This is a genomic window from Rhodococcus sp. ACPA1 (genome assembly GCF_002300195.1).
Taxonomy (GTDB): Bacteria; Actinomycetota; Actinomycetes; order Mycobacteriales; family Mycobacteriaceae; genus Rhodococcus_F; species Rhodococcus_F opacus.
The window spans coordinates 956,683-980,915 of the sequence record NZ_NSDX01000003.1 but is presented as its reverse complement, the minus strand read 5'-3'; the positions used below and the strand labels follow the sequence as shown (position 1 = coordinate 980,915).

Below are 24,233 nucleotides of genomic sequence, written 5' to 3'. Positions count from 1 at the left end.
GGCGACCGGCTGCTCACTCCCTGCGTGCCAGCTGTGGAATCAATCCGCCCGCGAGCACGTCGTCGACCTGACGTGGGGACAGCCGGTGACGCACCGGGATCTCCACGTCACGGGTCGAGTCGAACAGGGTCAGGTGGGGGCCGGAACGAATGGCCTCCCGGACCCCGTCCAGGACCAGCACGTCGTCCTGCCGGATCGTGTCGTAGTCGTCCGGGTTCTCGAATTCGAGCGCGAGTACACCGAAGTTGGCGAGGTTCTGCCAGTGGATACGGGCGAACGAGGTGGCGATCACCGCGTGCAACCCGAGGTAGCGCGGGGTGATCGCGGCGTGCTCACGCGAGGACCCCTGCCCGTAGTTGTCGCCGGCGACGATGAAATGCCCGGTGGTCTTCGCCGTCTCCTCCGCGCGCGCCGGATAGGTCTCGTCGACCTGGGTGAACGTGAACCGGGACAGCTTGGGAATGTTGGAGCGGAACGGCAGGGCCCGCGCCCCGGCCGGCGAGATCTCGTCGGTGGAGATGTTGTCACCGACCTTGAGAAGTACCGGTGCCTCGATGCGGTCGGGCAGGGGCGGAAACTCGGGCAGGGACGAGATGTTGGGTCCCTTCACGAGTTCGACATGCCGAGCCTCGTCCTCGGGCAGCGGAGCCACCAGCATGGCCGTGTTGACGGTGGCCTCGTCCGGAAGCGTGATCTCCGGGTACGGCATCCCCGCCTTCTCCGCCCAGTCCCGCGGATCGGTGATCACCCCGGTGAGAGCCGACGCGGCCGCTGTCTCGGGTGAGCACAGCCACACGGAATCCTCGCGAGTGCCCGAACGCCCTGGGAAATTGCGGGGCATCGTCCGGAGAGAATTCCGGCCGGTCGCCGGCGCCTGGCCCATGCCGATACAGCCCATGCACCCGGATTGGTGAATTCGCGCGCCTGCCACGACGAGTTCGAGCGTGGCGCCCATCTTGGTCAGGTCGGAGAGGATCTCCCGCGAACTCGGATTGACGTCGAAGCTCACGCTCGGGTCGGTCTGCCTCCCCGACACCATGGCCGCAGCGATCGCGAAGTCGCGCAGTCCGGGATTGGCGGACGACCCGATCACCACCTGGCTGACGTCCTCACCGGCGACCTCCCGGACGGGCACCACGTTTCCCGGCGAAGACGGTTTCGCGATCAGCGGCACGATCGTCGACAGGTCGAGGTGTTCGTGTACGTCGTACTCCGCGCCCGCATCGGCGAGGATTTCCACGAAGTCGTCTTCCCTGCCCTCGGAGCGCAGGAAATCGCGGACGGCGTCATCTGCGGGAAAGATGGACGTCGTGGCGCCCAGTTCGGCGCCCATGTTCGCGATCACGTGACGATCCATCGCCGTCAACGTCGCGAGCCCCTCACCGTGATATTCGATGATTCTGTTGAGCCCGCCCTTGACCCCGTGGCGGCGGAGCATCTCGAGGATGACGTCTTTCGCCGAACTCCAGTCGGGGAGCCTGCCGGTCAACTCCACCCCCCAGATCTGAGGCATCCGCAGGTGCAGGGGCTGGCCCGCGATCGCCATGGCGACCTCGAGCCCACCGACGCCGATCGCGAGCATGCCCAGCGATCCGGCCGCCGGTGTGTGCGAGTCGGACCCGACCATGGTCTTGCCGGGAACGCCGAAGCGCTGCATGTGGGTGGGATGAGAGACCCCGTTGCCCGGCTTCGAGAACCACAGCCCGTACCGCAGGGCGGCGGTGCGGAGGAACTCGTGGTCCTCGGCGTTCTTCTCGTCGGCCTGCAGCAGATTGTGGTCGACGTATTGCGCGCTCAACTCGGTCTTGATGCGATCGAGGTGGAGCGCCTCGAGTTCCTGCATCACCAGGGTTCCGGTGGCGTCCTGGGTGAGAGTCTGGTCGATCCGGATCGAGATCTCCTCGCCCGGTTCCATCCGGCCGTCGAGGAGGTGTGCACCGATGACCTTGCGGGCGACAGTGTCCGACATCGCTGATCCCTTCGTCGTACCTCCAGGATGCGCCGGAGCGACGCCGAGGGCCAGCGCCCGGAATACGTCCGGCACTCGACAGGAAAATATTCGGCTCTCTAGGCAAATCCGTAGAGAGAGCTAGATTCCGCTAGTCGTGCTGCGCCCGCAGGTACTTGCCGAAGTGCGGCACGGTGAATCCGATCGACCCGCGCTCGGCCGAATAGATCAGGCCCTTCTTGATCAGCCCGTCCCGCGCCGGTGACAGCGACGCGGGTTTGCGGCCGAGCTCGGAGGCGATCGCCGACGTGGCGACCGGTCCGTCGTCGCCGGAGAGGTCGGCCATCGCCCGCATGTACTCCCGCTCGGCAGGCGTCGCGCGCTCGTACCGCGACCCGAAGAACCCGACCGCGAGTTCCTCCTCCGCGGTCGGCGCGGCCACCCGCACGTCCTCCTCGGTGATCGGGCTGGCCGCGGCCACGTCCCACGTCGCCTTGCCGTAGGCCTGGACGAAGTAGGGGTAGCCGTCGGCCGCGGCGTACAACGCGTCGAGCGCCTCGTCCGTGAACTTCACGTCCTCCCGCTCGGCGGGCGCGATCAATGCCCGATCGGCCGACACCCGGTCCAGCCGGTCGATGCGGTGGTAGCTGAACAGCCGTTCCGAGTAACTCTTGGACGCCGACAGCACGGCGGGCAGGTGCGGCAGGCCGGCTCCGACCACGATCAGCGGCGCCGCGTCCTGGCTGAGCTCGTGGCAGGCCCCGCACACCGCCGAGACGTCCGCGGCGCCGAGGTCCTGCATCTCGTCGATGAACAGTGCGATCCCGACCCCGACGTCACGGGCCAGGGACGACGCGTCGAGCAGCAGTTCCACCAGGTCGATCTCGATGTCGCCGGAATCGGCGCGACCCTTCACCGCGGGGGCGTCGATGCCCGGCTGCCACCGCTCCCGCATGCCCTTGTCGGCCGTCGCCCGCAGGGCGAACGACTTCAGGACGCCGAGGAACTCCTCCACCCGGTCGGGGTCGCGATGCGAGCCCGCGATCTCCCGAACCGCCATGTGCAACGCCGACGACAGCGGCCGCCGCAGATCCTGATCGGGGCGGGCCTCGATCTTCCCCGTTCCCCACCGCCGCGAGATGGCGGCCGACCGCAGGTGGTTCAGCAGGACCGTCTTCCCGACGCCACGCAGACCCGTGAGCATCACGCTGCGTTCCGGGCGACCGCGCGCAATCCGCTCGAGCACGACGTCGAACGCGTCGAGCTGCCTGGTTCGGCCCGCGAGCTCCGGCGGGCGCTGCCCCGCGCCGGGCGCATAGGGGTTACGGACAGGGTCCATGGCCACGAAGGTAACAACCTCTGTTGCCGAATCTGCGCTCATCTAGCGCGTGTCCTAGATCCCGCTATGAAGTCCTAGCCGGGGTGGTGACTTCCGCACCCTTCGGTGCCTATCGACTATCGCGCGTTCCCCCGAGGCTGGATGCAGCACCAGGAACAGGGAGAACACCATGATCGAGTTGGACGCCAGAGCCGAGTTGGAACGCCTCGCGCCGCATGCAGCGAAGGGCGACGAGGACGCCGTCGAAGAGGTTCTCCGCATCGCGCACCCCCTCGTGCACCGCTACTGCACGAGCCGGCTCGAGTCGGTGGATCACCCGCACACCACCGCCGACGATGTCACCCAGGACGTGTGCCTCGCGTTGATGAGCGCCCTGCGGACGTACGAGAACCAGGGGAAATCGTTGCTGTCGTTCATCTTCGGCATCGCCGCGCACAAGGTGTCCGACGCGCGGCGCCGCGCCACCCGGTTGTCCGTGCCGCAGACTGCGCGCGCCGCGGCCGCACACCACGTGGTGGACGTCGAGGACGGCCCCGAGCATCACATCCTGCGCGGTGAACTGCGCGGCGAGATGGGCCAGCTCGTCGAGACCCTTCCGGTCCGGCACCAGCAGATCCTCTTCATGCGCGTCATCGTGGGAATGTCGGCCGAACAGACGGCACGGGTCCTGGACACCACACCGGGCGCCGTCCGCGTCGCCCAGCACCGGGCACTGAGCCACCTGCGGGCGCGGATCGGGCACGGGCCCGCCCGCTGAGAGTTCCCGCTCCGTCGTTGCCAACTGCCGGGCCGAGTGGTCCGATGGATTCATGAGCGCACCCGACACCGTCCTGGTCGCGATCGGAACGAAGAAGGGCCTGTGGCTGGCCACCAGCCGCGACCGCGCCACCTGGTCGCTGTCCGGCCCACACTTCCTGATGAACGAGATTCCGAGTATCGGGATCGACACGCGGGGTGGGCGCACCCGCATCCTGGTCGGGGTCCGGTCCGAGCACTGGGGTCCCACCGTCGCACACTCCGACGATCTGGGTTCCACCTGGACCGAACCGGATCACGGCGCCATCCGCTTCGGCGACGGAGACGGCGCCGCGCTCGAGCGGGTGTGGCAGCTCCGGCCCGACACGGACGACCGCCCGGGCGTCGTGTGGGCGGGGTGCGAACCCATCTCGGTGTGGCGGTCGGTCGACGGCGGCGAGCATTTCGACCTCGAACGCGGGCTGTGGGACCATCCGCACCGACCGGAGTGGGGAGCCGGATACGGCGGCGCCGCAGCGCATTCCGTCGTACCCCATCCAGAGGACGAGAACACGATGCATGTCGCGATGAGCACCGGAGGGGTCTACCGCACCACGGACGGGGGTGCGTCCTGGGAGCCGCGCAACACCGGGATCACGGCCTACTTCCTGCCGGACCCGAACCCGGAGTTCGGTCAGTGCGTCCACAAGATCGCCCGCGACGCCGTCGCCCCCGACCGGCTGTACGCCCAGAATCATCACGGCGTCTACCGCACCGACGACAGCGGTGACACGTGGAAGTCGATCGCGGACGGGCTGCCGACGGACTTCGGATTCGTGATGCTCACCCACCCGCGCCGCGAGGGAACCATCTGGGTCGTTCCGATCGAGGCGGACCGTGAACGAATCCCACCCGACGGCCGGCCGGCCGTCTACCGAAGCGAGGACGCCGGGAACAGCTGGACCCGCCTCGACAGCGGGCTGCCGGAACGCGACTACAACGTGGTGCTCCGCGACGCCGCCGCAGTGGACACCGCCGACCCGGTCGGGGTGTATTTCGGCACGCGCGGCGGCGAGGTCTACGGGAGCGCCGACGAGGGCGCCACGTTCGGCACGGTCGCGGCGCATCTGCCCGACGTCCTGTGCGTGCGGGCCGCGGTGATCGCGTCATGAGCGAGGGCGTCACCGTGCGGGTTCCGCGGGCACTGGCGTCGATCGTCGGCGGTGAACGCTCCGTACACGTGCCCCTCGACACCGCCTCGACGCTGTCCCACGTGCTCGACGTCCTCGCGGGCGAGTTCCCGATTCTCGGCCGCCGGATTCGCGACGAGACCGGCGCCCTGCGGCGGTACGTCAACGTCTACGTGGACGGCGAGGACGTCCGGCTCCTCGGCGGTGTCGGCACCGAGGTGACGCCCGGGCAGGAACTGCAGATCCTGCAGTCCGTGGCCGGCGGCTGAGCGCGACTACTCGGCCAGCTCCATCGCCACTGCCCGGGTGGGAGCTCCGTCGCCTGCTTCCAGTGCGATCGGCAGGAGGCTGACGAGCGGGTCGGGGAAGTCGATCCGGTCGAGCCGGCACAGATTCTCGCCGATCACTCCGCCGGCGTCGGCGATCAGATGGTGAACCGGGTATCCGGCGTCGGTGTGTTCCCCGTCCGGAGTCTCGTCGATGCTCGGGGTGTCGAGGCAGAACGTCCGCACTCCCCGGTCGAGCAGCAGCGCGCATGCCTCGGGGTCGAGGAACGGATGTGTGTAATAGGCATCCGTTCCGTAGTGGCGAGACCACCCGGTATGGAACACGGCGATGTCGCCCGGCCCGGCGTCCTCCGCCCGGGACATGATCAGTTCGCGGGTAATCCGCTGCCGCGCAACGAGCTCGCGCAGGTCGAACACGACGCCGCGTCCGACGAACAGCTCCGGCGCCAGCCGATCGACGGTCGCCGCCCCTGCCTGCAGATGCGCCGGGGCGTCGACGTGCGTCCCGGACTGCGAACCGATCCTGACGTCCAGCACGTTGTAGCCGTCGCGTTCGAGGGTGCAGTGCCGGATCAGCGTCGGCACCGGGTCGCCGGGATACACCTGCATCCCCGGCCCGATGGTGTGTGACAGATCCACGATTTTCCGCACGTGTGGCATCGCTCGATTGTCCGGCCTCGGGGTCACGCGTACCGCGATATGCTCGATGACGAGCGAAGAGGTGGTGGAATGACCGATTTTGACCCGCTCGCCACCCAGCGTGAGTCGGTGTCGAAAACACTCGCAACCGAGCTGTCCGCGGTCGGTCTCGAGGATGCCAGGGAGATCGGGCACGGTGGGTTCGGGGTGGTCTACCGGTGTGCCCAACCGGAACTCGATCGAACCGTGGCAGTCAAGGTCCTCACCGCGGCGCTCGACGCCGAGAACCTCGAACGGTTCCTGCGGGAGCAGCGCGCCATGGGCCGGCTGAGCGGCCACCCGCACATCGTCAACATCATGCAGGTCGGGACGACCGACACCGGCCGGCCGTACATCGTGATGCAGTTCCATCCCCACGATTCGCTGGACGCGCAGATCCGCAGGCGCGGGCCCATCCCCTGGAGCGACGCCCTGCGTATCGGGGTGAAACTTGCCGGTGCACTCGAAACTGCGCACCGGGTGGGCATCCTCCACCGAGACGTCAAACCGGGAAACATCCTGCTGACGGAGTACGGCGAACCGCAGCTCACCGATTTCGGGATCGCGCGGATGTCGGGGGCGTTCGAGACGACTGCGGGCACCGTCACCGGCTCCCCCGCATTTACCGCTCCCGAGGTGCTGTCGGGGCGGACCCCGACCGCCGCCTCCGACGTGTACAGCCTCGGCGCGACCCTGTTCAGCGCGATCACGGGGCACGCGGCCTTCGAACGGCACAACGGCGAGGAGGTGATCGCGCAGTTCCTGCGGATCACCACCCAACCTGTCCCGGACCTGCGGACGGAGGGTTTCCCCGAGGACCTCAGCGCCGTGATCCAGCGCGCGATGTCCGGTAAACCGGAGGATCGCCCCGCGTCCGCCGCCGCGTTCGGCGACGAACTGCGGGAGGTCGAACGCCACCACGGATTGGCTGTGGACGAGATGGCGATGCCCGTCGACGCCGGGGTGCACCATGTCGAGGATTCCTCGCCCGGGGCGGTCTCGACCATCTCCGGTCCGTTCCGGACCTCCACGACGGGACGGGCACGATATGCGTCGACGCCGCCGCCCGCGCCGGCCACCCGGTTCCGGCCGCCCGCCGCGACCCGTCAGCTCGTCGACCGGAATCGGCTGATCGACCTGCTGCGGGCCGGACGCCGACGCCTGCTGACCGTGATCCACGGCCCCACCGGATTCGGCAAGAGCACCCTGGCCGCCCAGTGGCGGAACGTCCTCGCCGACGAGGGCGTGGCCGTCGCGTGGCTCACCGTCGACAGCGACGACGACAACGTGGTCTGGTTCGTCGCGCACCTCATCGAGGCGATCCGCCGCGTGCGCCCCAACCTGGCCAAGGAACTCGGCCAGGTCCTCGAAGAGCACGACGACGAAGCCGAACGCTACGTGCTCACCTCGCTCGTCAACCAGATCCACGAGAGCGGCGAACGGATCGCCCTGATCATCGACGACTGGCAGCGCGTGTCCGAGCCCGCGACGATCGCCGCCCTGGAGTTCCTCCTCGACAACGGGTGTCACCACCTGCAGGTCGTGGTGACGAGCCGGACCAGGGCCGGGCTGCCGATGAGCCGCATGCGCGTCAAGGACGAACTCGTCGAAATCGACTACTCCGAACTGCGTTTCGACGACTCCGAAGCCCGGTCGTTCCTCGTCGACCTCGGTGGCCTGCCCCTCGACAGCGAGGACGTCACCGAGCTCCGCGACTCCACCGACGGGTGGGTGGCGGCTCTCCAACTGGCGTCGTTGTCGCTGCGCGGGCGAGCGGACCCCTCCGAGCTGATCGCCGGACTGTCCGGGCGCCACCACGCGATCGGCGAATTTCTCGCCGAGAACGTCCTCGACACCCTCGAACCCGAGATGCTCGACTTCCTGCTGGCCACCTCGATCACCGAACGCACGTGCGGCAGTCTCGCCGGCGCCCTCGCACACACCGCGCGTGGGCAGGCGATGCTCGAGGCCGCCGAGGACCGGGACCTGTTCCTGCGCCACATCGACGACGAGCGAACGTGGTTCCGCTACCACACCCTGTTCGCCGAGTTCCTGCGCCGACGGCTCGAACGCGACCAACCCGACCGGATCCGGGAACTGCACCGCGTCGCGTCCCGCTGGTTCTGCGACCACAGCCTGCTCCGCGAGGCCGTCGACCACGCCATCGCCGGCGGCGAAGAGCAACGCGCCGTGGAACTCGTCGAAGCGGACGGACTGATACTGCTCGAGCAGTCCCAGGCGGCGACGTTGTCGGCGGTGGTCGACAAGCTGCCGCCGGCTCTGGTCGCCACGAGCGCCCGGCTGCAGGTCACGACGGCTTGGGCGCACGCGATGGCGAACCGGACCATGGCCGCCGAACGCGCGCTCGAGCGAGCCGAATGGGCACTCGACCACAGCGGCGCGAGCGCGAGCGACACGGCGGATCTGCGGGCGGAGGCGGGCGTCGTCCGTGCGGTGGCGGAACTGCGCAACGACCGCAGCGGCCGGATCGACGAACTCGCCGCCGACTGCCTGGCGCGGCCGGAGGCCATGTCCCCGTGGGTGGTGTGCGCCGCGTTCAACGTCACGACGTTCGCCGCCGTGTACCGCTTCGACTTCGCGGAGGTGCGCAGGATCCAGGAAGTGGCCCGGCCCTATTACGAGCGGAACACAGGACCGCACAACGTCGTTCACGGTCAGAGCTATCTGGGTGTCGCGTCCTACGAGCAGCTCGACGTCGACGACGCCGTCGACCGCTTCCGGCGGGCCCGGCGAGCCGGACGGAAACTGGGCGGGCCGCGAGCGCCGTCCGCCCGGCTGGCAGGGTCGCTGCTCGGTGAGGTGCTGTACGAACGCGGGGACGTCGAAGAAGCCGAACGTCTCCTCGACGACGGATACACCCTCGCCGTCGAGACCGGTGGGGTGGACTTCAAGGTCGCCCGCTTCGTGACCGGCGCTCACGTCAAGGCGCTGCGGGGTGACCGCGAGGAGGCGACGACACGCCTGCACGCCGGACTCGAGGTGGCCGAGACCTACTCCCTCGCCCGCCTGCGGGCCCGCATCGAGAACGAACGCCGGCGGCTCGGCATCACCCCGCATCCCGCCCTGGGGGCACCGGACCCGATCTCACACGAAGACCGGCGGCGCCCGGTGTCGGGCATCGACGAGATCGTCGCGCAGGTCGAGGAGGCCACCGCGATCCGGATGCTGCTCGCCACCGGGGCGCGCGAGAACATCGAGCTGGCGTGCACCTGGGCGCAGGAGTGGACCGATCGACTGGCCGGCACCGGCCGCAACCGCGCCTACCTGCTGGCCGAGCGCCTCCGGGTGGCGTGCCTCGCCGCCGCGGGCCGCGACGACGAGGCGAAGCAGGCCCTCGCCTCCATCGCCTCGATCTGCGCGGCACGCGGACTCCACCGCGTGCTTCCCGACGGTGGACCCTTCGTCGTCGCCCTGGTCGCGGATCTCCGGGCAGATCAGCTGGCCGGAGAGTGGCGGCCGGACTGGGCTTCGGTGCCCTCCGACTTTCTCGAGGAGCTACAGAACGCGACCGCTCCGTACACGATGTGACCCGCGGTCAGGACGGCGTGGGCGCCTCCTCCAGGATCAGTCCCGGGGCGCGCAGGTCATCCCAGAATTCGGCCGGGATCGGGTGTTCGAGCCAGGCCGCGTTCTGCCGCATTTGCGCGCAGTTCCGTGCGCCCAGCAGAAGTTCCCGCACCGCCGGATGCGCGGCGGCGAACTGAATCGAGGCGGCCGCCAACGGAACCCGATGACGCTCGCAGTGCTTCTCGATGTCGCGCACCCGGCTCAGCACCTCTTCGGGTGCGGGCTGATAGTTGAACTTGGCGCCGGGCACCGCGCCGGTGGCCAGGATGCCCGAATTGAGCACACCGCCGAGGACGATGGCGACGTCGCGCTCCACCGCGAGCGGCAGCAGGTCCTTCACCGGATCCTGCTCGAGCAGTGTGTATCTCCCCGCGAGGAGGATGCAGTCGAGATCGACGCGTTCGAGGGCGTCGACGCAGACGTCGGCCTCGTTGACCCCGACGCCGATCGCCCGGACCACGCCCTCCTCCCGCAACCGGATCAGCGCGGGGAACGCACCCTCGAGCGCTTCCGCGAACCGCGCGGGCTGGGCGTCGCCGTGCGTGTACCGGTCGACGTCGTGCACGTAGAGGATGTCGAATCTGTCCTGGCACATGCGCTGCAGGCTGTCCTCCACCTGCCGCAGGACCGCGTCGTACGAGTAGTCGAAGTCGGCCCGGAACGGCGGGGTGTCCACCCAGATTCCGGTGTCGAACGACCCACGGCGCGCGGGCGTCAACGTGCGCCCCACCTTCGTGGACAACACGTAGTCGTCGCGGTCCCTCGTCAGCAGTGCATGGCCCACCCGGTGCTCGGACAGCCCGTGCCCGTACATGGGCGCGGTGTCGAACGAACGCACCCCCATGTCCCACGCCTCGGCGATCTGCGCCTGCGCCTCCGCCTCGGGGACCGGCCGGAAGATGTTGCCGATGGGCGCACCGCCGTAGCCGAGCAGGGTCACGTCGAACCCTGCGCGCCCGAACGTCCGAGTATCGTTCACCTTCATGGATTCTCGCTTCCGTTGCCGAGGAACAGAGTGCTCGGGTCGCGCATCACGGAGTCCATCTCGCGAAGGCACACGACCGTGATCGCCGCGACGACCAGCTCCGAATAGAACTGGTCGTGGAACCACTTGTCGCCGCTGTACGCCACGACCAGCCCGCCCTCGCCCACCGCGCTGCCACCCCACTTGGTCCAACCGTGCTGGTACAGGTAGGGATGCAGCTGCTGAACGGCGTGCGACGGCAGGCCGGTGGTCCAGCTGATCCGCGCTTTCGACTCGGCAATCGCGTCGTACGGCCCGGCCCAGTCCTTCTTCTCACCCCAGCTACAGCGGAAGACGACGGGCAACTCCGCGTCGGCGGTTGGGGCGACGCCTGGCCGGAGCACGACGAGATGCCCCGGAGATCCGTGGGAGAGGTTCTCGATCGACGGCCGAGCCAGCTCGACGGCCTCCCGAGCCACGTCCTCGGTCAGTCCGGAAAAATTGGTCATCCGGTCATCCTTCCCCACGGATCAGATCGATCGCCTTCTCGGCGATCATCACCGTGGGAGCCTGGGTGTTGGAACTGACGATGCGCGGCATGACGGACGAGTCGACCACCCGCAGACCCTCGATGCCCATCACCTTCAATTCCGGTGAGACGACGGCGTCGTCACCGACACCCATCGCGCACGTGCCGACCGGGTGGTACGAGGTACGGCCGTACTCGCGGACGAACTTCACGTAGTCGTCCTTCGTGTTCACCGACAGACCACCGGCCAGATGTTCCGCCTTGATGTGCCGCGCCATCGAGGACTGCGCCATGATCTCGCGGCTCTGCCGGAGCCCCTCGATGCTCGACTCCAGGTCGAAGTCGGTGGCGAGGAAGTTCGGGTCGATCAGCGGCTGGGCGGTGGGATCGTTCGACCTGATCTTCACCGAGCCGCGGCTCTCCGGCCGCAGTGAGTACGAGTTCAGGGTGCAGCCGTAGCCGGGACGGACCGCGGCGACACCGGCCTCGACGCCGGCGGCGGGCAGGAAGTGGAACTGCAGATCCGGAATCGACTCCGCCGCGTGCCCGAAACTGAACCCACCGGCCTCGACGACGGTCGACGCCAGCGGGCCCCGCCGGAAGGCCGCGTACTCGAGTCCCGCCTTCGCCGTGGCCGGACGCATCAGGTTCAGTCGGTCGAGGCTCTGGTATTCACGGAGTTCGTAGATGACGTCGAGGTCGCAGTGGTCGTGCAGGTTCCGGCCGACACCGGGAAGGGCATGGGCCACCTCGACATTCGCGTCGCGAAGGTCGTCGGGATGACCGATCCCCGACAGTTGCAGGATCTTGGGTGATCCGAACGCGCCCGCCGCGACCAGCACCTCGCGGGACGCGCGGAACGTCTCCACACCGTGCGGGGTGAGCACCTCGATCCCGGTGGCGCGTCCGCCGTCGAGCAGCACCCGCGACACGGCGACGTTCTCCCGCACCGTCAGGTTGGGCCGCTTCCTGGCGGGTGCGAGGTACGCGACGGCGGCGCTGCACCGGCGGGCGTTCTTCGTGGTCGTCTGGTAGAGGCCGACACCGTACTGGTGCTCGCCGTTGAAGTCGCCGTTGAACGGCAGCCCGAATTCCTGACCCGCCTGGACGAACGACTTCGACAGCGGATGAGGATTGACGGGATCGGAGACCCCGAGCGGCCCGTCGGTGCCGTGGTACGGCGCCGACAGTCGTTCGTTGTCCTCGGACCGGAGGAAGTACTTCTGGATCTCCTCGAACGACCATCCCGCGCAGCCGTATTTCAGCGCCCACTCGTCGTAGTCCTCGTGCGCGCCCCGGGTGAACACCTGAGCGTTGATCGAGCCGCCACCGCCGATGACCTTGCCCTGGGCGAGGGGGATGACCCGGTCGTTGCAGTGTTTCTGCGGGACGCTCGAGAATCCCCAGTCGTACTTGCTCGCGGTGAGTTTCGCGAAGCCCGCCGGCACGTGGATGAACGGATGCCGGTCGTTGCCGCCGGCCTCGAGCAGGAGGACCCGGACCGCTGGATCCTCGGTCAGCCGTCCGGCCAGCACACAGCCCGCGGTGCCGCCGCCCGCGATGACGTAGTCGTAGGTGGCACTCATCGGTTGCCTCCGGTCCAGTTCGGGAACACGCGCTGACGTGGTCCGGTGCGGATCTGAATGGTCTTGACGTCGGTGAACTCGTCGAAGCCGGCCTGCCCCATCTCGCGGCCGAACCCGCTCTGCTTCATGCCGCCGGCAGGCAGCTGCGGGGCGCCGTCGATGGTGGTGTTCACCCACACGCGGCCGCTGCGCATCTCCTTCGCCACCCGCAGCGCCTTGTCGATGTTCTTGGTCCAGATCGATCCGGCGAGTCCGTATTCGGTGGCGTTGGCGAGCCGGATGGCGTGGTCGACGTCGCTGAACCGGGTGACGGTGAGCACGGGACCGAAGATCTCCTCCTGGAAGGCGGCGGACTCCTCGGCCACGCCGTCGAGGATCGTGGGGGCGACGAAATGCCCGCTCCCCCAGTTCTCTCCGCCCAGCCGGTCACCGCCGGTCAGGACGGTCGCGCCGTCCCGCCGCGCCGCGTCGATGTGCCCGAGCACCTTCTCGAGGTGGCCGGCGTCGATCATCGGACCCAGTTCGCTGGCGTCGTCGAGCGGTCCGCCCACCGTGATGCGGCCGGCGGCCTCGACTAGGCGGGCGAGGAAGGCGTCCGCGATCGAGTCCTGGACCAGGAGCCGGGCACCCGACACGCAGCACTCACCCTGGTTGAAGAACACACCGAACAGGACTCCGTCGAGTGCGTCGTCGAGGTCGGCGTCGTCGAACACGACGCTGGCGGCCTTGCCACCCAGTTCCATCGACAGTCGCTTGACGCTGCCCGCCGAGGCCTCCACGATGCGCTTACCGGTGGCGGTGCTCCCGGTGAACGACAGGATGTCGACCAGGCTGCTCTCCGCGAGCGGGGCACCGACCTCGGCACCCGCGCCCGTCACCACGTTCACCACCCCGTCGGGGATCCCGGCCTCGGTGAGCAACCGGGCCAGCTCGACGGCGGTGCCGGACGTGAACTCGGACGGCTTCACTACCGCCGTGCAGCCCGCGCCGAGCGCGAACGGCAACTTCTGCGCGAGCAGGAGCAGCGGGAAGTTCCACGGGATGATCATGCCGACCACGCCGGCGGGCTCCCGGACCACCATGGCGGTGCAGTCGTCGCCGAGCGCCGTGTGTGCCTCACCGTGCATCGTCATGGCCAGCGCCGCGGCGTACTCGAACAACTCGATGCTCGCGCCGACGTCGCCGCGGGCCAGAGTGATCGGTTTGCCCGACTCCTCCGCGTCGATCCGGGCGAGTCGTTCCTCGTGCTCGCGCATCAGCCCCGCGCAGCGCAGCAGTGCCCGGCCGCGGTCCATCGCGGTCCAGTGCGGCCACTCGCCCTCGTCGAAGGCCTCCCGCGCGACCGCGACGGCCAGGGCCGCGTCGGCGCGGGTGCCCGCGGTGAACGTGGCGACGACGCGGCCGTCGGCCGGGCTGACCCGTTCGATGATGTTCTCCGACGGGGGCACGCTGCGCCCGCCGATGAAGTGTCCGTAGCTGCGGATCTGTGTTGCTTCGACTGTCGACATCTTTGGCAGTTCCTCGTCAGTGTTCGTGGATCAGGACACCACGCAGGTTGAGCCCCGCGTGCATGTCCACGTATGCGTCGTTCACCTGGTCCAGGCTGTAGCGCCGGGTGATCAGTTCGTCCAGCTTCAGTCGTCCCGACTTGTAGTAGTCCAGCAGGGCCGGGATGTCCCGGGTGGGGTTGCAATTGCCGAACAGCACCCCCCGCAGATGCTTGGCGTAGACCACCAGTTCGAGCGGGCTGATCGGGATCCCGGGTTCGTTCTGGCCGATCGACACGACGGCGACGGTTCCCTCCTTGCGGACGGCTCCGAACGCGTCGGCGATCAGCTGTCCGTCCACCACGCCGACGGTGACGACGGCGCTGTCGGCGCCCTGCCCGTTGGTGACCGAGCGGACGAACGGCATGGCCTCGTCGATCGACGCGTACGCGTGGGTGGCGCCGAGTTCGAGGGCTCGTTCGCGTTTGAACGGGACCGGGTCGACCGCGACGACGTGCGCCGCACCCGCGTGGTGGGCGCCCTGCACCGCGTTGATCCCCACACCGCCGACCCCGACGACCATTGTCGTGTCCCGGGGGCGGACGACCGCGCCGTTCACGGCGGAGCCCCACCCGGTGGCCACCCCGCACGAGACGAGGCAGGCCACGTCGAACGGGATGTCGTCATCGATCTCGACGGCCTGGGCCTGCGAGGTGACGAGGTAGTTCGCGAACGTGCCGAGGCGCTGCATGGCGCCGATCGGCCGCCCTGACTGCGTGGCGAACCGCGCTGTTCCGTCGAGCATGAAACCAGCCTCCATACCGGCCCCCGTGTCGCAGATATATTGCATCCCCTGCGCGCACCAGGCGCAAGTTCCGCAGGCCGGGAGGTAGGCGGTGGCGACGTGATCGCCGATGGCGAGCCGGGTGACACCGGGCCCGACCGCGTCGATCACACCGGCACCCTCGTGTCCGCCGACCAGCGGCAGCGTATTGGGAATGTCACCGGTCACGAGGTGATCGTCGGAGTGACACAGTCCGGACGCCATCACCTTGATCCGCACCTCGCCGGGACCGGGCTCCGCGAGGACGAGGTCGTCGACCTCCCACTTGCCGCCCACTTCGTGAATCACCGCACCGCGTGCCGTCGTACTCATCGTTCTCCTTCGAATCTCACACTGACACAGAGTCTTACTTGATGATCGAGAGCCGGCTGCGGTCGAGGGTCACGGCGACCGCGACGATGACGACCGCGCCGTACACGATCTGCTGGAAACTGGGGTCGATGCCGGCCACCGAGCCGCCGACCCGGAGAACGGTGACCACCAGGGCGCCGACGAGCACCCGCCACGCTCCACCGATTCCACCGGTGATGGCGCAGCCGCCGACCAGCACGGCCGCGATGGCAGGCAGGAGCAGCGAATCCGCGAGTTGCGGTGCGGCGCTCTGCTGCTGGGCCGACAATACGATACCGGCGGCGCCCGCGAAGAATCCGGACAGGGCGAATGCGCCGATCCGGACGATCCGGGTTCGGACGCCGCTCATCATCGCCGCCTTCTCCCCCAGTCCGACGAGGTGGAAGACGTTGCCCCGCGGGGAGAACCGCATCGCGCAGAACACCGCGGCCACTGCGGCGACACCGGCCCACACCGCCATGGGGAGACCGAGCACCGTCCACGAACTGAGCCAGAAGATCGCGTCGTAGCCTTCGCTGATGTAGATGGTGGTCGACCCGGACGCCACGAGCGCGACCGCACCCCAGAACCCCAGCGCCCCGAGCGAGACGACGAACGACGGGACCTGCCCGAACACGATCAGCAGACCGGTCAGCGCACCGATCAGAGTGAGCGCCACGAGGGTGACGACGACGGCGAGGGGACCGAGGGAGCCGATCACCGTCGCCAGAATCACCGTGGCGAGCGACGCCAGTGCGGCCACCGACAGGTCGATGCCGCCGGTGAGGATGACGAACATCTGGCCCAGCCCGAGCAGCAGAATCGGGACCGCCTGCGCCGAGACCACCGCGAGGGCGTTCATCGACAGGAAATTCGGTTCGGCGAGCGCGACGAGGAGGACGAGCGCGACCAGCACGACCGACGGGCCTGCCAGCCGCAACCGGTCCCGCGTCGTCCGGGACACGGCCGGCGCCGCACCCTCGGGTGCGCGCATCTCGGTGGAAGTCCTCTCGGCGGAAGTTCTTGTTGCCACGGCGATCACATCATCTTCTCGAGGAGTTGGAGTTTGCTGGGCGGGTTTCCGGGCGGCGAGTCGAACGCGCCGGTGATCTCGCCGTCCCGCATCACGATCACGCGGTGGCCGAGCCCGATCGCCTCGTCCAGGGTGTCGGCGAGCACCAGAATCGCCACTCCCCGGTCGGAGAGGTCGCGGAAGACGGCGTAGAGGTCTTCTTTCGCGCCGATGTCGAGGCCGCGGGTGGGGTGGTCGAGAACCAATACCTTCAGGCCGTCGCCCAGGATCCACTTGGCCACCACGGCCTTCTGCTGGTTGCCGCCCGACAGTCGCGCGATGTCGGCGTCGGGGTCCGCGGGCCGGATGCCGAGTTTCTCGATCCAGCCGCGGGCGGTCTCCTCCACCCGGGCACCCGAGGAGATCCGGCCACCGCCGGCCTTCACCGGATGCACCGTCGCGATGTTCTGCGCGACGGTCGCGCCCGCGATCATGCCTTCGACGCGACGCTCGGCGGGAACGTATGCGACACCGGACCGCACGGCGTCCGCAGGTGATCCGGGGGCCGACCGCTGTCCGTCGATCTCGACGGTTCCGGAGTCGACGGGGACGGCGCCGAAGACGGCGCGGGCAACCTCCTCGCGTCCGGAGTCGACCACGCCCACCACCGACACGATCTCGCCGGCGTGGACGTCCAGCGACACGTCCTTCGCCTTGCCGCCGCAGGTGAGGTTGCGGACCGACAGAGTCGGCGTGCTCGTCCGGGGAACGGCCTGCTTGCGCTCCGACGAGTAGATCTCCTCGGCCGCGCCCTTGCCTATCATCAGCTGGTACAGCTCGGATTCGGTTGCCGCCGAGGCGATCCGCTCACCGACCACCTTGCCGTCGCGCAGCACGTACACGCGGTCGGAGAAGCGGAGGACCTCGTCGAGACGGTGGGAGACGAAGATGACGGAACCGCGCTCCTTGAGGGCGGTGACCCGGCGATGGAGCACTTCGACGTCCTCGGGTTCGAGCACCGACGTCGGCTCGTCGAGGATGAGCAGCGGCGGGTGTTCCACCTGCCTGCCGCCGACGGCCCGAGCCACCTCCACCATCTGGCGCTGGGCGAACCCCAGCGTCTCGGTCAGGGCGCCCGGGTCGACCGTCGACTCCACCACCGACAACATTTCCTGGGCGCGGGCCCTGATCTTCCGTCGGCGGAGGAACCCGGCGCGGGCGGTGTCACCCTCGTGTCCGAGGATCAGGTTCTGGCCGACGGTGAGGTTCGGCAGCAGCGACTGCTCCTGGTGCACCACCCCGATCCCGTGGTCGGCGGCGTCGGCGGGGCTTCCGAAGCTCACTTCGCGCCCGCCCAGCACCATCCGGCCGCCGTCCTGGCGGTGGACTCCCGCGAGGATCTTGAGCAGCGTCGACTTTCCGGCGCCGTTCTCGCCGATCAGCCCCACGACCTCGTTCGGAGCGATGGACAGGCTCACGTCGTCGAGGACGGTGTTGGGTCCGAATTTCTTCGTGACATTGCGGAGTTCCAGGAGAGATGTCATTTCACGACCCTCAATCGACTGCGGGCGGGCCACCCGGTGGCGATCACCGCGACCACGATGATGAGACCCTGCGCGCCCTGCTGGATGTACGGGCTGGCGCCCGACAGGAGAAGCCCGTTTCCGAGGACCACGAGGAGCAGCACACCTACGAGGGAATGCAGGGGTCCGCCGCGACCGCCGCTCAGCAGGGTGCCTCCGACGACCACCGCGGACAGGGTGAGGAAGAGGCTTCCCGATCCGACGCTCACGTCGCCGACGCCGAGCCGGATGGTGGCCAGCACTCCGCCGAGCCCGGACAGCAGTCCGGCCACGGCGAACAGGATGATCTTGGTGCGCCCGACCGGGACGCCCGCCAGGCGGCTGGTCGCCTCGTCGCCGCCGATCGCGTAGGTGTGCATGCCGAGCCGGGTTCCCTTGCACAGCAGCACTGTCACCGCGACGGCGGCGAGCGCGAACACCACGACGACGGGAAGCCCGAGCCAGTGGCCGCCGGCCCAGGCCGCGAGCGACGGGTCGGCGAGCTGAGGGGTGGCGGTGCCGAAGAGCACGGTGGCGACACCGAGACCGACGAACCACGTACCCAGTGTGACGAGGAAGGACGGCACCCGGACGACGACGTGCAGCACGCCGTTGACCACCCCGAAGAGCAGACCGACCCCCAGCGCCAGCAGGACCGCGAGGAGTCCCAGGTCGTTGCCGTTGACGCTGTTCGCTGCGAGCAGGACGAACGTCAGCCCGCTGGCCGCCATCACGCCCTCGATCGACAGGTCCACGCCGCCCACCAGGACCACCAGCGTGGCACCCATCGCGAGGACCACGGGAATCGCGGCCTGCTCCACGATCGCCATCGCGTTGCTGGCCGTCGCGAAGCCGGGAGCCAGCGCGGCGAAGACGACGCACAGTCCCAGCAGGGCGGCGAGCGGGCCGGCGGTCGAGAGCAGCCGGCGAACGCGTGGTCGTGTGCTGCGCACGGGCGCAACAGGTTCTGCGGGGGTCGTCACCTCCCCGGTCACTTCAGTCGTCGACATCGTCACTCCTTCGGAAGATTGTGTGGTTCGTGAATCGAGGGTGGGGGCTACCGGGCTACCGGGCCGGTGATGCGGGAGAACGGATCCTGCACGGACCGCACGATCTCCTCGTCACTCGGCACGGCGAGGAACTGGTCGACGTTGTTCGCGGTGATCAGCGACTGATCGACGAAGAACTCGCGGTTCTCCCGGGGCAGCGACTCGACGTCGAGTGCGCCGCTCATGGCCTGGTAGCAGATGGCGAGTCCCATCGCGCCGTTGAAGTAGGGGTCGGTCGTGTAGGTGGAGAGCAATTCCCCGTTCGCGATGGCGCCCAGGCCTTCCGGGGTGGCGTCCGCGGCGCTGGCGATCTTGATCTCCCCCGCGCGGCCCGCCTCACGCACCGCCTGCAGGGCGCCCAGTGCCATGGAATCCGTTGCGGCCCAGATACCGTTCACCTGGTCGCCGTACTTGTTGAGCAGGGTCTGCGTGGTGGTGTAGGCCTTGTTGCGGTCGAAGTCGGCGGGCTGGTCGTCGAGCAGGGTGACGCCGGACTGTCCGTCCATCGCCTGCTGGAAGCCCTGGAACCGGGTCTGGCTGATCTCGTTGGCGAGCAAACCCTGCAGCGCGATCACGCCGCCGGTGCCGCCGAGCGAATCGACGAGGGCTTTCCCCGTGTCGGCTCCCTGCTGGACGCCGTCGTAGGCGACGTACGACGCCCATCCGTTCCCGACGTCCCAGGGGTGCAGGTCGGCCGGCTTGCTCCACTGGGTGACCGCGCACCCGCCGCTGTTCTGCACGGCGCGCACGATCGCGGGGGTGTCGGCGCTCGTGTTCGGGTTGATGTTGAGCAGCACGGTCTTGCCTGCGGCGAGCACCGACTGCAACTGCGACAGCGCGTTCTGCGAGTCGCCGCCGTAGACGATCACCTTCAGTTCGATCCCCAGCGATTCGGCGTACGCGCGGCTGCCCTGCACCCACGCGGCTTCATACGGGTTGGTGAGCGACCGCACCTCGGAGACCATCACCATGTTGCCCCGGTCGACGGCCGCCCCGTCCCGCTCGATCTGTTCCGATCCCGTCGAGCAGGCGATGGCGGAGCTCGCCATGACGGAGACTGCCGCGGCAACGCCGACGGCCCGGGCTGCCGCCCTGATTGATCGTTGCGTCCGTGTCATCGTTCGTCCACTTCCTGAAAAAAGAATGTAAACGCTTTCTTACCGTGATCGGCGTCACAAGTCAAGCGCTGCATGGTGTGGTCAAGGGCCATCCGGATCAACCGGACAGATCAGAAATCGATTACAAAGCGCTGGTGAGCCGGGCGGCGGCGACCGCTCCGGCCACCCGACACCACATCGCGGGTGCGGCGAGTGCCGATTCGGAGCTCCCCGCCAGGTCGGACAGTGAGATCCCGATGCCGGGTGGCGCCGCCGCGAGGCGGCCTGCGACGACGACCGATCGGGTCGCGGTCCCCGCGCACCGTTCCAGCACGGAACCGACGAGTTTGCCGGACAGCGACGTCGCGTCGAATTGGCCTTCACCGGTGACCACGACGTCGGCGCGGCCGAACTCGGCGCTCAGCCCGGTGAGCTCCGCGATGCGGGCGGCGCCCGGCACCAGCCGGCCGCCCCAGGCCGACAGTCCGAATCCAGTGCCTCCCGCCGCTCCCGCGCCGGGTTCGTCGGGACTGCACGGCAGTCGTGCGCCGAGGCAGGCGGCGAACGTCGCGAGCGCGCGATCGAGGCGGTCGCGCTCCGCGGGGTCGGCGCCCTTCTGCGGCCCGAAGACGTGCGCTGCCCCATGTGGGCCGCAGAGGACGGCCGTCGTGTCCGTCAGCAGTTCGACGCCACCGGGTGGGGGCTCGGTGAGTGAGCCCACGTCGATCGAGGCGAGAGCGGCCAGGCCGGCGCCCCCGTCGGGGATCTCCCGGCCGTCGCGGTCCAGGAGCTTCGCGCCGAGCGCCCGCAGGGCGCCCGCACCGCCGTCGGTGGACGCGGAACCGCCGAGTCCGACCAGCAGCGCCTTCGCGCCGTCCGCCAGTGCGGCGGCGATCACCTGCCCCAGGCCGGTCGTCGACGCTCCCCCCGGATCCGGCGAGTCCATCAGGGGCAGCCCACTCATCTGGGCCAGCTCGACCACCGCCGTGCCGTCCCGGAGCAGCAGCCAGCGTCCGGTCGTCGGACGTCCGTCGGGGCCTCGAACCCCCGGAACCTCACGCCACACGCCGGTGCCGTGGCAGGACGCGACGGCGTCCACCGTGCCCTCGCCGCCGTCCGCCTGCGGGAGCATGTCCAACTCGTCGTTCGGCCGGACCGTCGACCAGCCGGCTGCCAGAGCCGCCGCCACCTCCGTCGCGGTCAGTGAGCCCTTGAACGAATCCGGGGCCAGCACCACCCGCATCGAGCCGGCGTCAGTCGACGTCATCGGGGTGTGGTCCCGTGCGCTGATCCCGATTCAGGGCCGAGATCGCGTCCATCTCCGCGGCGGACAGCCGGAAGTCGAACACATTCGCGTTCTGCCGCATCCTGTGCACCGCAGAAGATTTGGGCAGTGGTATCGTCCCGATCTGCAAGTGCCAGCGGAGCACGATCTGCGCGACCGACACATGGTGCCGGGCGGCGAGCGCCGCCAGGAGTGCGTGGTCGTTCAGGTGCCCTCTCGCCAGCGGCGCCCACGCCTGGGTGCGGATGCCCATCGACCGGTGCAGATCCGTCAGTGCGGACTGCGTGAGCAGCGGGTGCAGTTCGATCTGATTGACCGCCGGGGTGATCGTCGCGATCTCCGCGAGCCGCTCGAGCTGTTCGGGCTGGAAGTTCGACACGCCGATCGCCCGCACCCGTCCGTCGTAGTACAGCTTTTCGAGTGCCCGCCACGTCTCCAGGTACTGTCCGCGGCTCGGTGCCGGCCAGTGGATCAGGCACAGGTCGATGCGGCCGAGTTTCGCCGCACTCGCCTCGAACGCGTCCAGTGTCTGCTGGTAGCCCTGGTCCTCGTTCGAGACCTTGGTGGTCACGAAGATCTCGTCCCGATCGACGTCCGCCCGGGCCAGCGCCGCGCCGAGAGAGGCCTCGTTGCCGTACATCGGGGCCGTGTCGAACGCGCGGTAGCCGGCGGACAGCGCGTGCGACACCGTGGAACCCATGTCCTCGTCGGGGATCGTGAAGAGGCCGAACCCGAGCGCGGGCATCGTGACGTCGTTGTTCAACGTGACCGAGGGAACGGTCGCCAGGCTCGTCATGTGATCGAGTACCCGCCGTCGACGGGCAGGACCACCCCGGTGACGTACCGCGCGGCGTCGGAGACCAGGAACAGCACGACGTCGGCGACGTCGTCGCCGTCGGCGAACCGTTGCAACGGGATACGGCTCAACTTCTGGGCGCGGAAGTCTTCCTGCCGCAGCACGTCCGCCGTCATCGGCGTTTCGATGTAGCCCGGCGAGACGGTGTTGACGCGCACGCCGTGGGGGCCGAGTTCCACGGCCAGTCCCTTGCCGAGCTGAGTCAGTGCGGCCTTCGTCGCGCCGTACGGAACGATCCCCGGGACAGCGCGATCCGCGGACAGCGACGCAATGTTCACGATGCTGCCGCGGGCGTCGACCAGCGACTTGGCCGCCTGCCGCGTCAACCGGTAGGCCGCCGACAGGTTGACGTCCAGGAGACGTTCCCACCCGTCCTCGTCCACGTCGATCGCGGTGGTCCGCAACTGGATCCCGGCCGCGTTGATCAGGATGTCGAGGCGCCCCGACAGCTGCTGGGCGAGGTCGACGGCGCGCGCACCGAACTCGGGGTCGGTGAGGTCGCCGCAGAGACCGTGTCCGCCGAACTCCGCGGCGACGTCGGTGACCTTCGGGTCGGCGTCGACCGCCACCACGAGTGCCCCGCTCCGGGCGAGGGCCCGGGCGATCGCCGAACCGATCCCACCGGCCGCACCGGTCACGATGGCGGTCTTCCCCGACAGATCGACCGAGTTGGTGGGTTGTGCAACGCCGCTCATGCCGCGGCTCCCTTCAGTACTGCCCGGCTGATGATGAGCCGCTGCATTTCGCTGGTGCCTTCGTAGATCTTCGTGATGCGGGCGTCGCGGTAGAGGCGCTCGACCTCGTATCCGCGGATGAAGCCGTTGCCGCCGAACACCTGCACGGCGGCGTCGGCGTGGCGCACGCATCCCTCGGACGCGTAGAGCTTGGCCATCGAGCACAGCGTCTCGGCGTCCGCTGCCCCCGTGTCGAGTGCCCGCGCCGCCTCGACCGACAGCGCGGTGCCGGCCCGCAGTTCGGTGGCGACGGTGGCGAGGGAGAAGGAAATGCCCTGGTTGGCGGAGATCGGCTTGCCGAACTGGCTGCGGTCGAGGGACTGCCGGGTGGCGGCGTCCAGTGCGGCGCGGCTGATGCCGAGGCTCAGGCCCGAGATGCCGAGACGGCCCTTGGCCAGCACCTTCATCATGTAACCGAAGGCCTTGCCTTCCTCGCCGAGGAGGGCGTCGGCCGACAGTTGGACGGAGTCGAACACCAGCCCGCCGACCTGCGAGGCCCGCTGGCCCATCTTGTGTTCGTGGTACGCGCGGCTGACACCGGGCTGGTCGACGTCCACCAGGAAGACGGAGATTCCGCCGCGCTTCCCCAGTTCGGGGTCGGTGACGGCGAGGACGACCGCGAAGTCCGCGACGGGGGCGTTGTGGATGTAGATCTTCTCACCGGTGAGCACCCAACCGTCACCGTCCCGCACCGCCCTTGTCGTGATCGATCCGAGGTCGGATCCGGATCCCGGCTCGGTGAGCGCGTAGGCGCAGCGCTTCTCGGCGGTGAGCATCGGGCGCAGGTACTGCTCCTGCTGCTCGGGTGTGCCGTAGTTGCCGAGCAGGCTGCCGAGGATCTCGACGAGTCCGCACTGATCGGCCACCGACGCGTACCCGTAGGACAGCGACTCCATGACGAACAGGTAGTCGAGGGCGGTGCCGCCGAAGCCGCCGAACTTCTCGGGCACCGTGATGCCGAAGAGCCCGATCTTGCCCATCTCCCGGTAGATCTCTTCGGGGAATCGTTCGGTCTCGTCCAGCTCGGTGGCGACGGGACGGATCCGTTCGTCGACGAACTCGGCGACGAGCTTGCGTTCGTCGGCGCCGAGCACCGACGAGGGAATGACGCTGTTTCCGGTTGACATGTAGTT

At 68.9% G+C, this 24,233-nt stretch carries 20 protein-coding genes; 4 read left to right on the top strand and 16 right to left on the bottom strand.

Annotated features, from left to right (window positions below):
- Positions 1-13: 13 nt before the first annotated feature.
- Positions 14-1,969 carry an aconitate hydratase gene (locus CJ177_RS15085; protein WP_061699470.1) on the bottom strand — a complete coding sequence of 652 codons (1,956 nt, stop codon included), beginning with the start codon at positions 1,967-1,969 and terminating at the stop codon, positions 14-16.
- Positions 1,970-2,099: 130 nt separating this feature from the next.
- Entirely contained in the window at positions 2,100-3,287 is a 1,188-nt protein-coding gene (locus tag CJ177_RS15080) for an AAA family ATPase (RefSeq protein ID WP_005258779.1), read from the bottom strand.
- 169 nt (positions 3,288-3,456) lie between these two features.
- On the opposite strand from CJ177_RS15080, the gene CJ177_RS15075 reads away from it, so the two are divergent.
- From CJ177_RS15075 to CJ177_RS15065, 3 genes are read left to right on the top strand one after another with little or no spacing between them, the layout of a single operon-like run.
- The gene (locus tag CJ177_RS15075; protein ID WP_005251338.1) at positions 3,457-4,044 is read left to right on the top strand and encodes a sigma-70 family RNA polymerase sigma factor; all 588 of its coding nucleotides are present in this window, start codon (positions 3,457-3,459) and stop codon (positions 4,042-4,044) included.
- 52 nt (positions 4,045-4,096) lie between these two features.
- Positions 4,097-5,194 (top strand): hypothetical protein, encoded by a 1,098-nt coding sequence (locus CJ177_RS15070; RefSeq protein WP_061699471.1) that lies wholly within the window; start codon positions 4,097-4,099, stop codon positions 5,192-5,194.
- Complete coding sequence (locus CJ177_RS15065; protein ID WP_005251336.1) at positions 5,191-5,481, top strand: MoaD/ThiS family protein; 291 nt, start codon at positions 5,191-5,193, stop codon at positions 5,479-5,481. The genes CJ177_RS15070 and CJ177_RS15065 overlap by 4 nt, the downstream gene beginning before the upstream one ends.
- Positions 5,482-5,487: 6 nt before the next feature.
- On the opposite strand, the gene CJ177_RS15060 is transcribed toward CJ177_RS15065, so the two are convergent.
- Positions 5,488-6,159 carry a cyclase family protein gene (locus tag CJ177_RS15060; RefSeq protein WP_095868031.1) on the bottom strand — a complete coding sequence of 224 codons (672 nt, stop codon included), beginning with the start codon at positions 6,157-6,159 and terminating at the stop codon, positions 5,488-5,490.
- Between the two features lie 69 nt (positions 6,160-6,228).
- On the opposite strand from CJ177_RS15060, the gene CJ177_RS15055 reads away from it, so the two are divergent.
- The gene (locus CJ177_RS15055) at positions 6,229-9,726 is read left to right on the top strand and encodes a serine/threonine-protein kinase (RefSeq protein ID WP_061699473.1); all 3,498 of its coding nucleotides are present in this window, start codon (positions 6,229-6,231) and stop codon (positions 9,724-9,726) included.
- A gap of 7 nt (positions 9,727-9,733) precedes the next feature.
- Here CJ177_RS15055 and CJ177_RS15050 read toward each other — a convergent pair whose 3' ends face one another.
- The 13 genes from CJ177_RS15050 to CJ177_RS14990 all read right to left on the bottom strand — a co-directional run bounded on the left by CJ177_RS15050 (position 9,734) and on the right by CJ177_RS14990 (position 24,227).
- Positions 9,734-10,750 carry an aldo/keto reductase gene (locus CJ177_RS15050; protein WP_061699474.1) on the bottom strand — a complete coding sequence of 339 codons (1,017 nt, stop codon included), beginning with the start codon at positions 10,748-10,750 and terminating at the stop codon, positions 9,734-9,736.
- Positions 10,747-11,238 carry a hypothetical protein gene (locus CJ177_RS15045; protein WP_025433217.1) on the bottom strand — a complete coding sequence of 164 codons (492 nt, stop codon included), beginning with the start codon at positions 11,236-11,238 and terminating at the stop codon, positions 10,747-10,749. The genes CJ177_RS15050 and CJ177_RS15045 overlap by 4 nt, the downstream gene beginning before the upstream one ends.
- 4 nt (positions 11,239-11,242) lie before the next feature.
- Positions 11,243-12,844, bottom strand: a complete 1,602-nt coding sequence (locus CJ177_RS15040) for a GMC family oxidoreductase (protein ID WP_025433218.1) — start codon at positions 12,842-12,844, stop codon at positions 11,243-11,245.
- Complete coding sequence (locus CJ177_RS15035; RefSeq protein WP_005251327.1) at positions 12,841-14,352, bottom strand: aldehyde dehydrogenase family protein; 1,512 nt, start codon at positions 14,350-14,352, stop codon at positions 12,841-12,843. Before CJ177_RS15035 ends, CJ177_RS15040 begins: the two co-directional genes overlap by 4 nt.
- A 16-nt stretch (positions 14,353-14,368) precedes the next feature.
- The gene (locus CJ177_RS15030; RefSeq protein ID WP_025433219.1) at positions 14,369-15,487 is read right to left on the bottom strand and encodes a Zn-dependent alcohol dehydrogenase; all 1,119 of its coding nucleotides are present in this window, start codon (positions 15,485-15,487) and stop codon (positions 14,369-14,371) included.
- Between the two features lie 34 nt (positions 15,488-15,521).
- The gene (locus CJ177_RS15025) at positions 15,522-16,499 is read right to left on the bottom strand and encodes an ABC transporter permease (protein WP_025433220.1); all 978 of its coding nucleotides are present in this window, start codon (positions 16,497-16,499) and stop codon (positions 15,522-15,524) included.
- Positions 16,500-16,543: 44 nt separating this feature from the next.
- The gene (locus CJ177_RS15020) at positions 16,544-18,061 is read right to left on the bottom strand and encodes a sugar ABC transporter ATP-binding protein (RefSeq protein WP_095868030.1); all 1,518 of its coding nucleotides are present in this window, start codon (positions 18,059-18,061) and stop codon (positions 16,544-16,546) included.
- Positions 18,058-19,089: an ABC transporter permease gene (locus tag CJ177_RS15015; RefSeq protein WP_061045357.1), complete on the bottom strand. Its 1,032-nt coding sequence runs from the start codon at positions 19,087-19,089 to the stop codon at positions 18,058-18,060. Before CJ177_RS15015 ends, CJ177_RS15020 begins: the two co-directional genes overlap by 4 nt.
- Positions 19,090-19,136: 47 nt before the next feature.
- Positions 19,137-20,246, bottom strand: coding sequence for a sugar ABC transporter substrate-binding protein (locus CJ177_RS15010; protein ID WP_257014529.1), 1,110 nt, complete (start codon positions 20,244-20,246; stop codon positions 19,137-19,139).
- A gap of 121 nt (positions 20,247-20,367) precedes the next feature.
- Positions 20,368-21,492: a glycerate kinase gene (locus CJ177_RS15005; protein ID WP_095868029.1), complete on the bottom strand. Its 1,125-nt coding sequence runs from the start codon at positions 21,490-21,492 to the stop codon at positions 20,368-20,370.
- Positions 21,479-22,306 (bottom strand): aldo/keto reductase, encoded by an 828-nt coding sequence (locus tag CJ177_RS15000; RefSeq protein ID WP_095868028.1) that lies wholly within the window; start codon positions 22,304-22,306, stop codon positions 21,479-21,481. The genes CJ177_RS15005 and CJ177_RS15000 overlap by 14 nt, the downstream gene beginning before the upstream one ends.
- Complete coding sequence (locus tag CJ177_RS14995) at positions 22,303-23,061, bottom strand: SDR family NAD(P)-dependent oxidoreductase (RefSeq protein ID WP_095868027.1); 759 nt, start codon at positions 23,059-23,061, stop codon at positions 22,303-22,305. The genes CJ177_RS15000 and CJ177_RS14995 overlap by 4 nt, the downstream gene beginning before the upstream one ends.
- Entirely contained in the window at positions 23,058-24,227 is a 1,170-nt protein-coding gene (locus CJ177_RS14990; RefSeq protein WP_095868026.1) for an acyl-CoA dehydrogenase family protein, read from the bottom strand. The genes CJ177_RS14995 and CJ177_RS14990 overlap by 4 nt, the downstream gene beginning before the upstream one ends.
- Positions 24,228-24,233 lie beyond the last annotated feature (6 nt).

Bases quoted from the DNA above. Each gene is read 5' to 3' on its own strand.
- CJ177_RS15085 (WP_061699470.1), bottom strand. From the start codon at position 1,969: ATGTCGGACACTGTCGCCCGCAAGGTCATCGGTGCACACCTCCTCGAC.
- CJ177_RS15080 (WP_005258779.1), bottom strand. From the start codon at position 3,287: ATGGACCCTGTCCGTAACCCCTATGCGCCCGGCGCGGGGCAGCGCCCG.
- CJ177_RS15075 (WP_005251338.1), top strand. From the start codon at position 3,457: ATGATCGAGTTGGACGCCAGAGCCGAGTTGGAACGCCTCGCGCCGCAT.
- CJ177_RS15070 (WP_061699471.1), top strand. From the start codon at position 4,097: ATGAGCGCACCCGACACCGTCCTGGTCGCGATCGGAACGAAGAAGGGC.
- CJ177_RS15065 (WP_005251336.1), top strand. From the start codon at position 5,191: ATGAGCGAGGGCGTCACCGTGCGGGTTCCGCGGGCACTGGCGTCGATC.
- CJ177_RS15060 (WP_095868031.1), bottom strand. From the start codon at position 6,159: ATGCCACACGTGCGGAAAATCGTGGATCTGTCACACACCATCGGGCCG.
- CJ177_RS15055 (WP_061699473.1), top strand. From the start codon at position 6,229: ATGACCGATTTTGACCCGCTCGCCACCCAGCGTGAGTCGGTGTCGAAA.
- CJ177_RS15050 (WP_061699474.1), bottom strand. From the start codon at position 10,750: ATGAAGGTGAACGATACTCGGACGTTCGGGCGCGCAGGGTTCGACGTG.
- CJ177_RS15045 (WP_025433217.1), bottom strand. From the start codon at position 11,238: ATGACCAATTTTTCCGGACTGACCGAGGACGTGGCTCGGGAGGCCGTC.
- CJ177_RS15040 (WP_025433218.1), bottom strand. From the start codon at position 12,844: ATGAGTGCCACCTACGACTACGTCATCGCGGGCGGCGGCACCGCGGGC.
- CJ177_RS15035 (WP_005251327.1), bottom strand. From the start codon at position 14,352: ATGTCGACAGTCGAAGCAACACAGATCCGCAGCTACGGACACTTCATC.
- CJ177_RS15030 (WP_025433219.1), bottom strand. From the start codon at position 15,487: ATGAGTACGACGGCACGCGGTGCGGTGATTCACGAAGTGGGCGGCAAG.
- CJ177_RS15025 (WP_025433220.1), bottom strand. From the start codon at position 16,499: ATGCGCGCACCCGAGGGTGCGGCGCCGGCCGTGTCCCGGACGACGCGG.
- CJ177_RS15020 (WP_095868030.1), bottom strand. From the start codon at position 18,061: ATGACATCTCTCCTGGAACTCCGCAATGTCACGAAGAAATTCGGACCC.
- CJ177_RS15015 (WP_061045357.1), bottom strand. From the start codon at position 19,089: ATGTCGACGACTGAAGTGACCGGGGAGGTGACGACCCCCGCAGAACCT.
- CJ177_RS15010 (WP_257014529.1), bottom strand. From the start codon at position 20,246: ATGACACGGACGCAACGATCAATCAGGGCGGCAGCCCGGGCCGTCGGC.
- CJ177_RS15005 (WP_095868029.1), bottom strand. From the start codon at position 21,492: ATGACGTCGACTGACGCCGGCTCGATGCGGGTGGTGCTGGCCCCGGAT.
- CJ177_RS15000 (WP_095868028.1), bottom strand. From the start codon at position 22,306: ATGACGAGCCTGGCGACCGTTCCCTCGGTCACGTTGAACAACGACGTC.
- CJ177_RS14995 (WP_095868027.1), bottom strand. From the start codon at position 23,061: ATGAGCGGCGTTGCACAACCCACCAACTCGGTCGATCTGTCGGGGAAG.
- CJ177_RS14990 (WP_095868026.1), bottom strand. From the start codon at position 24,227: ATGTCAACCGGAAACAGCGTCATTCCCTCGTCGGTGCTCGGCGCCGAC.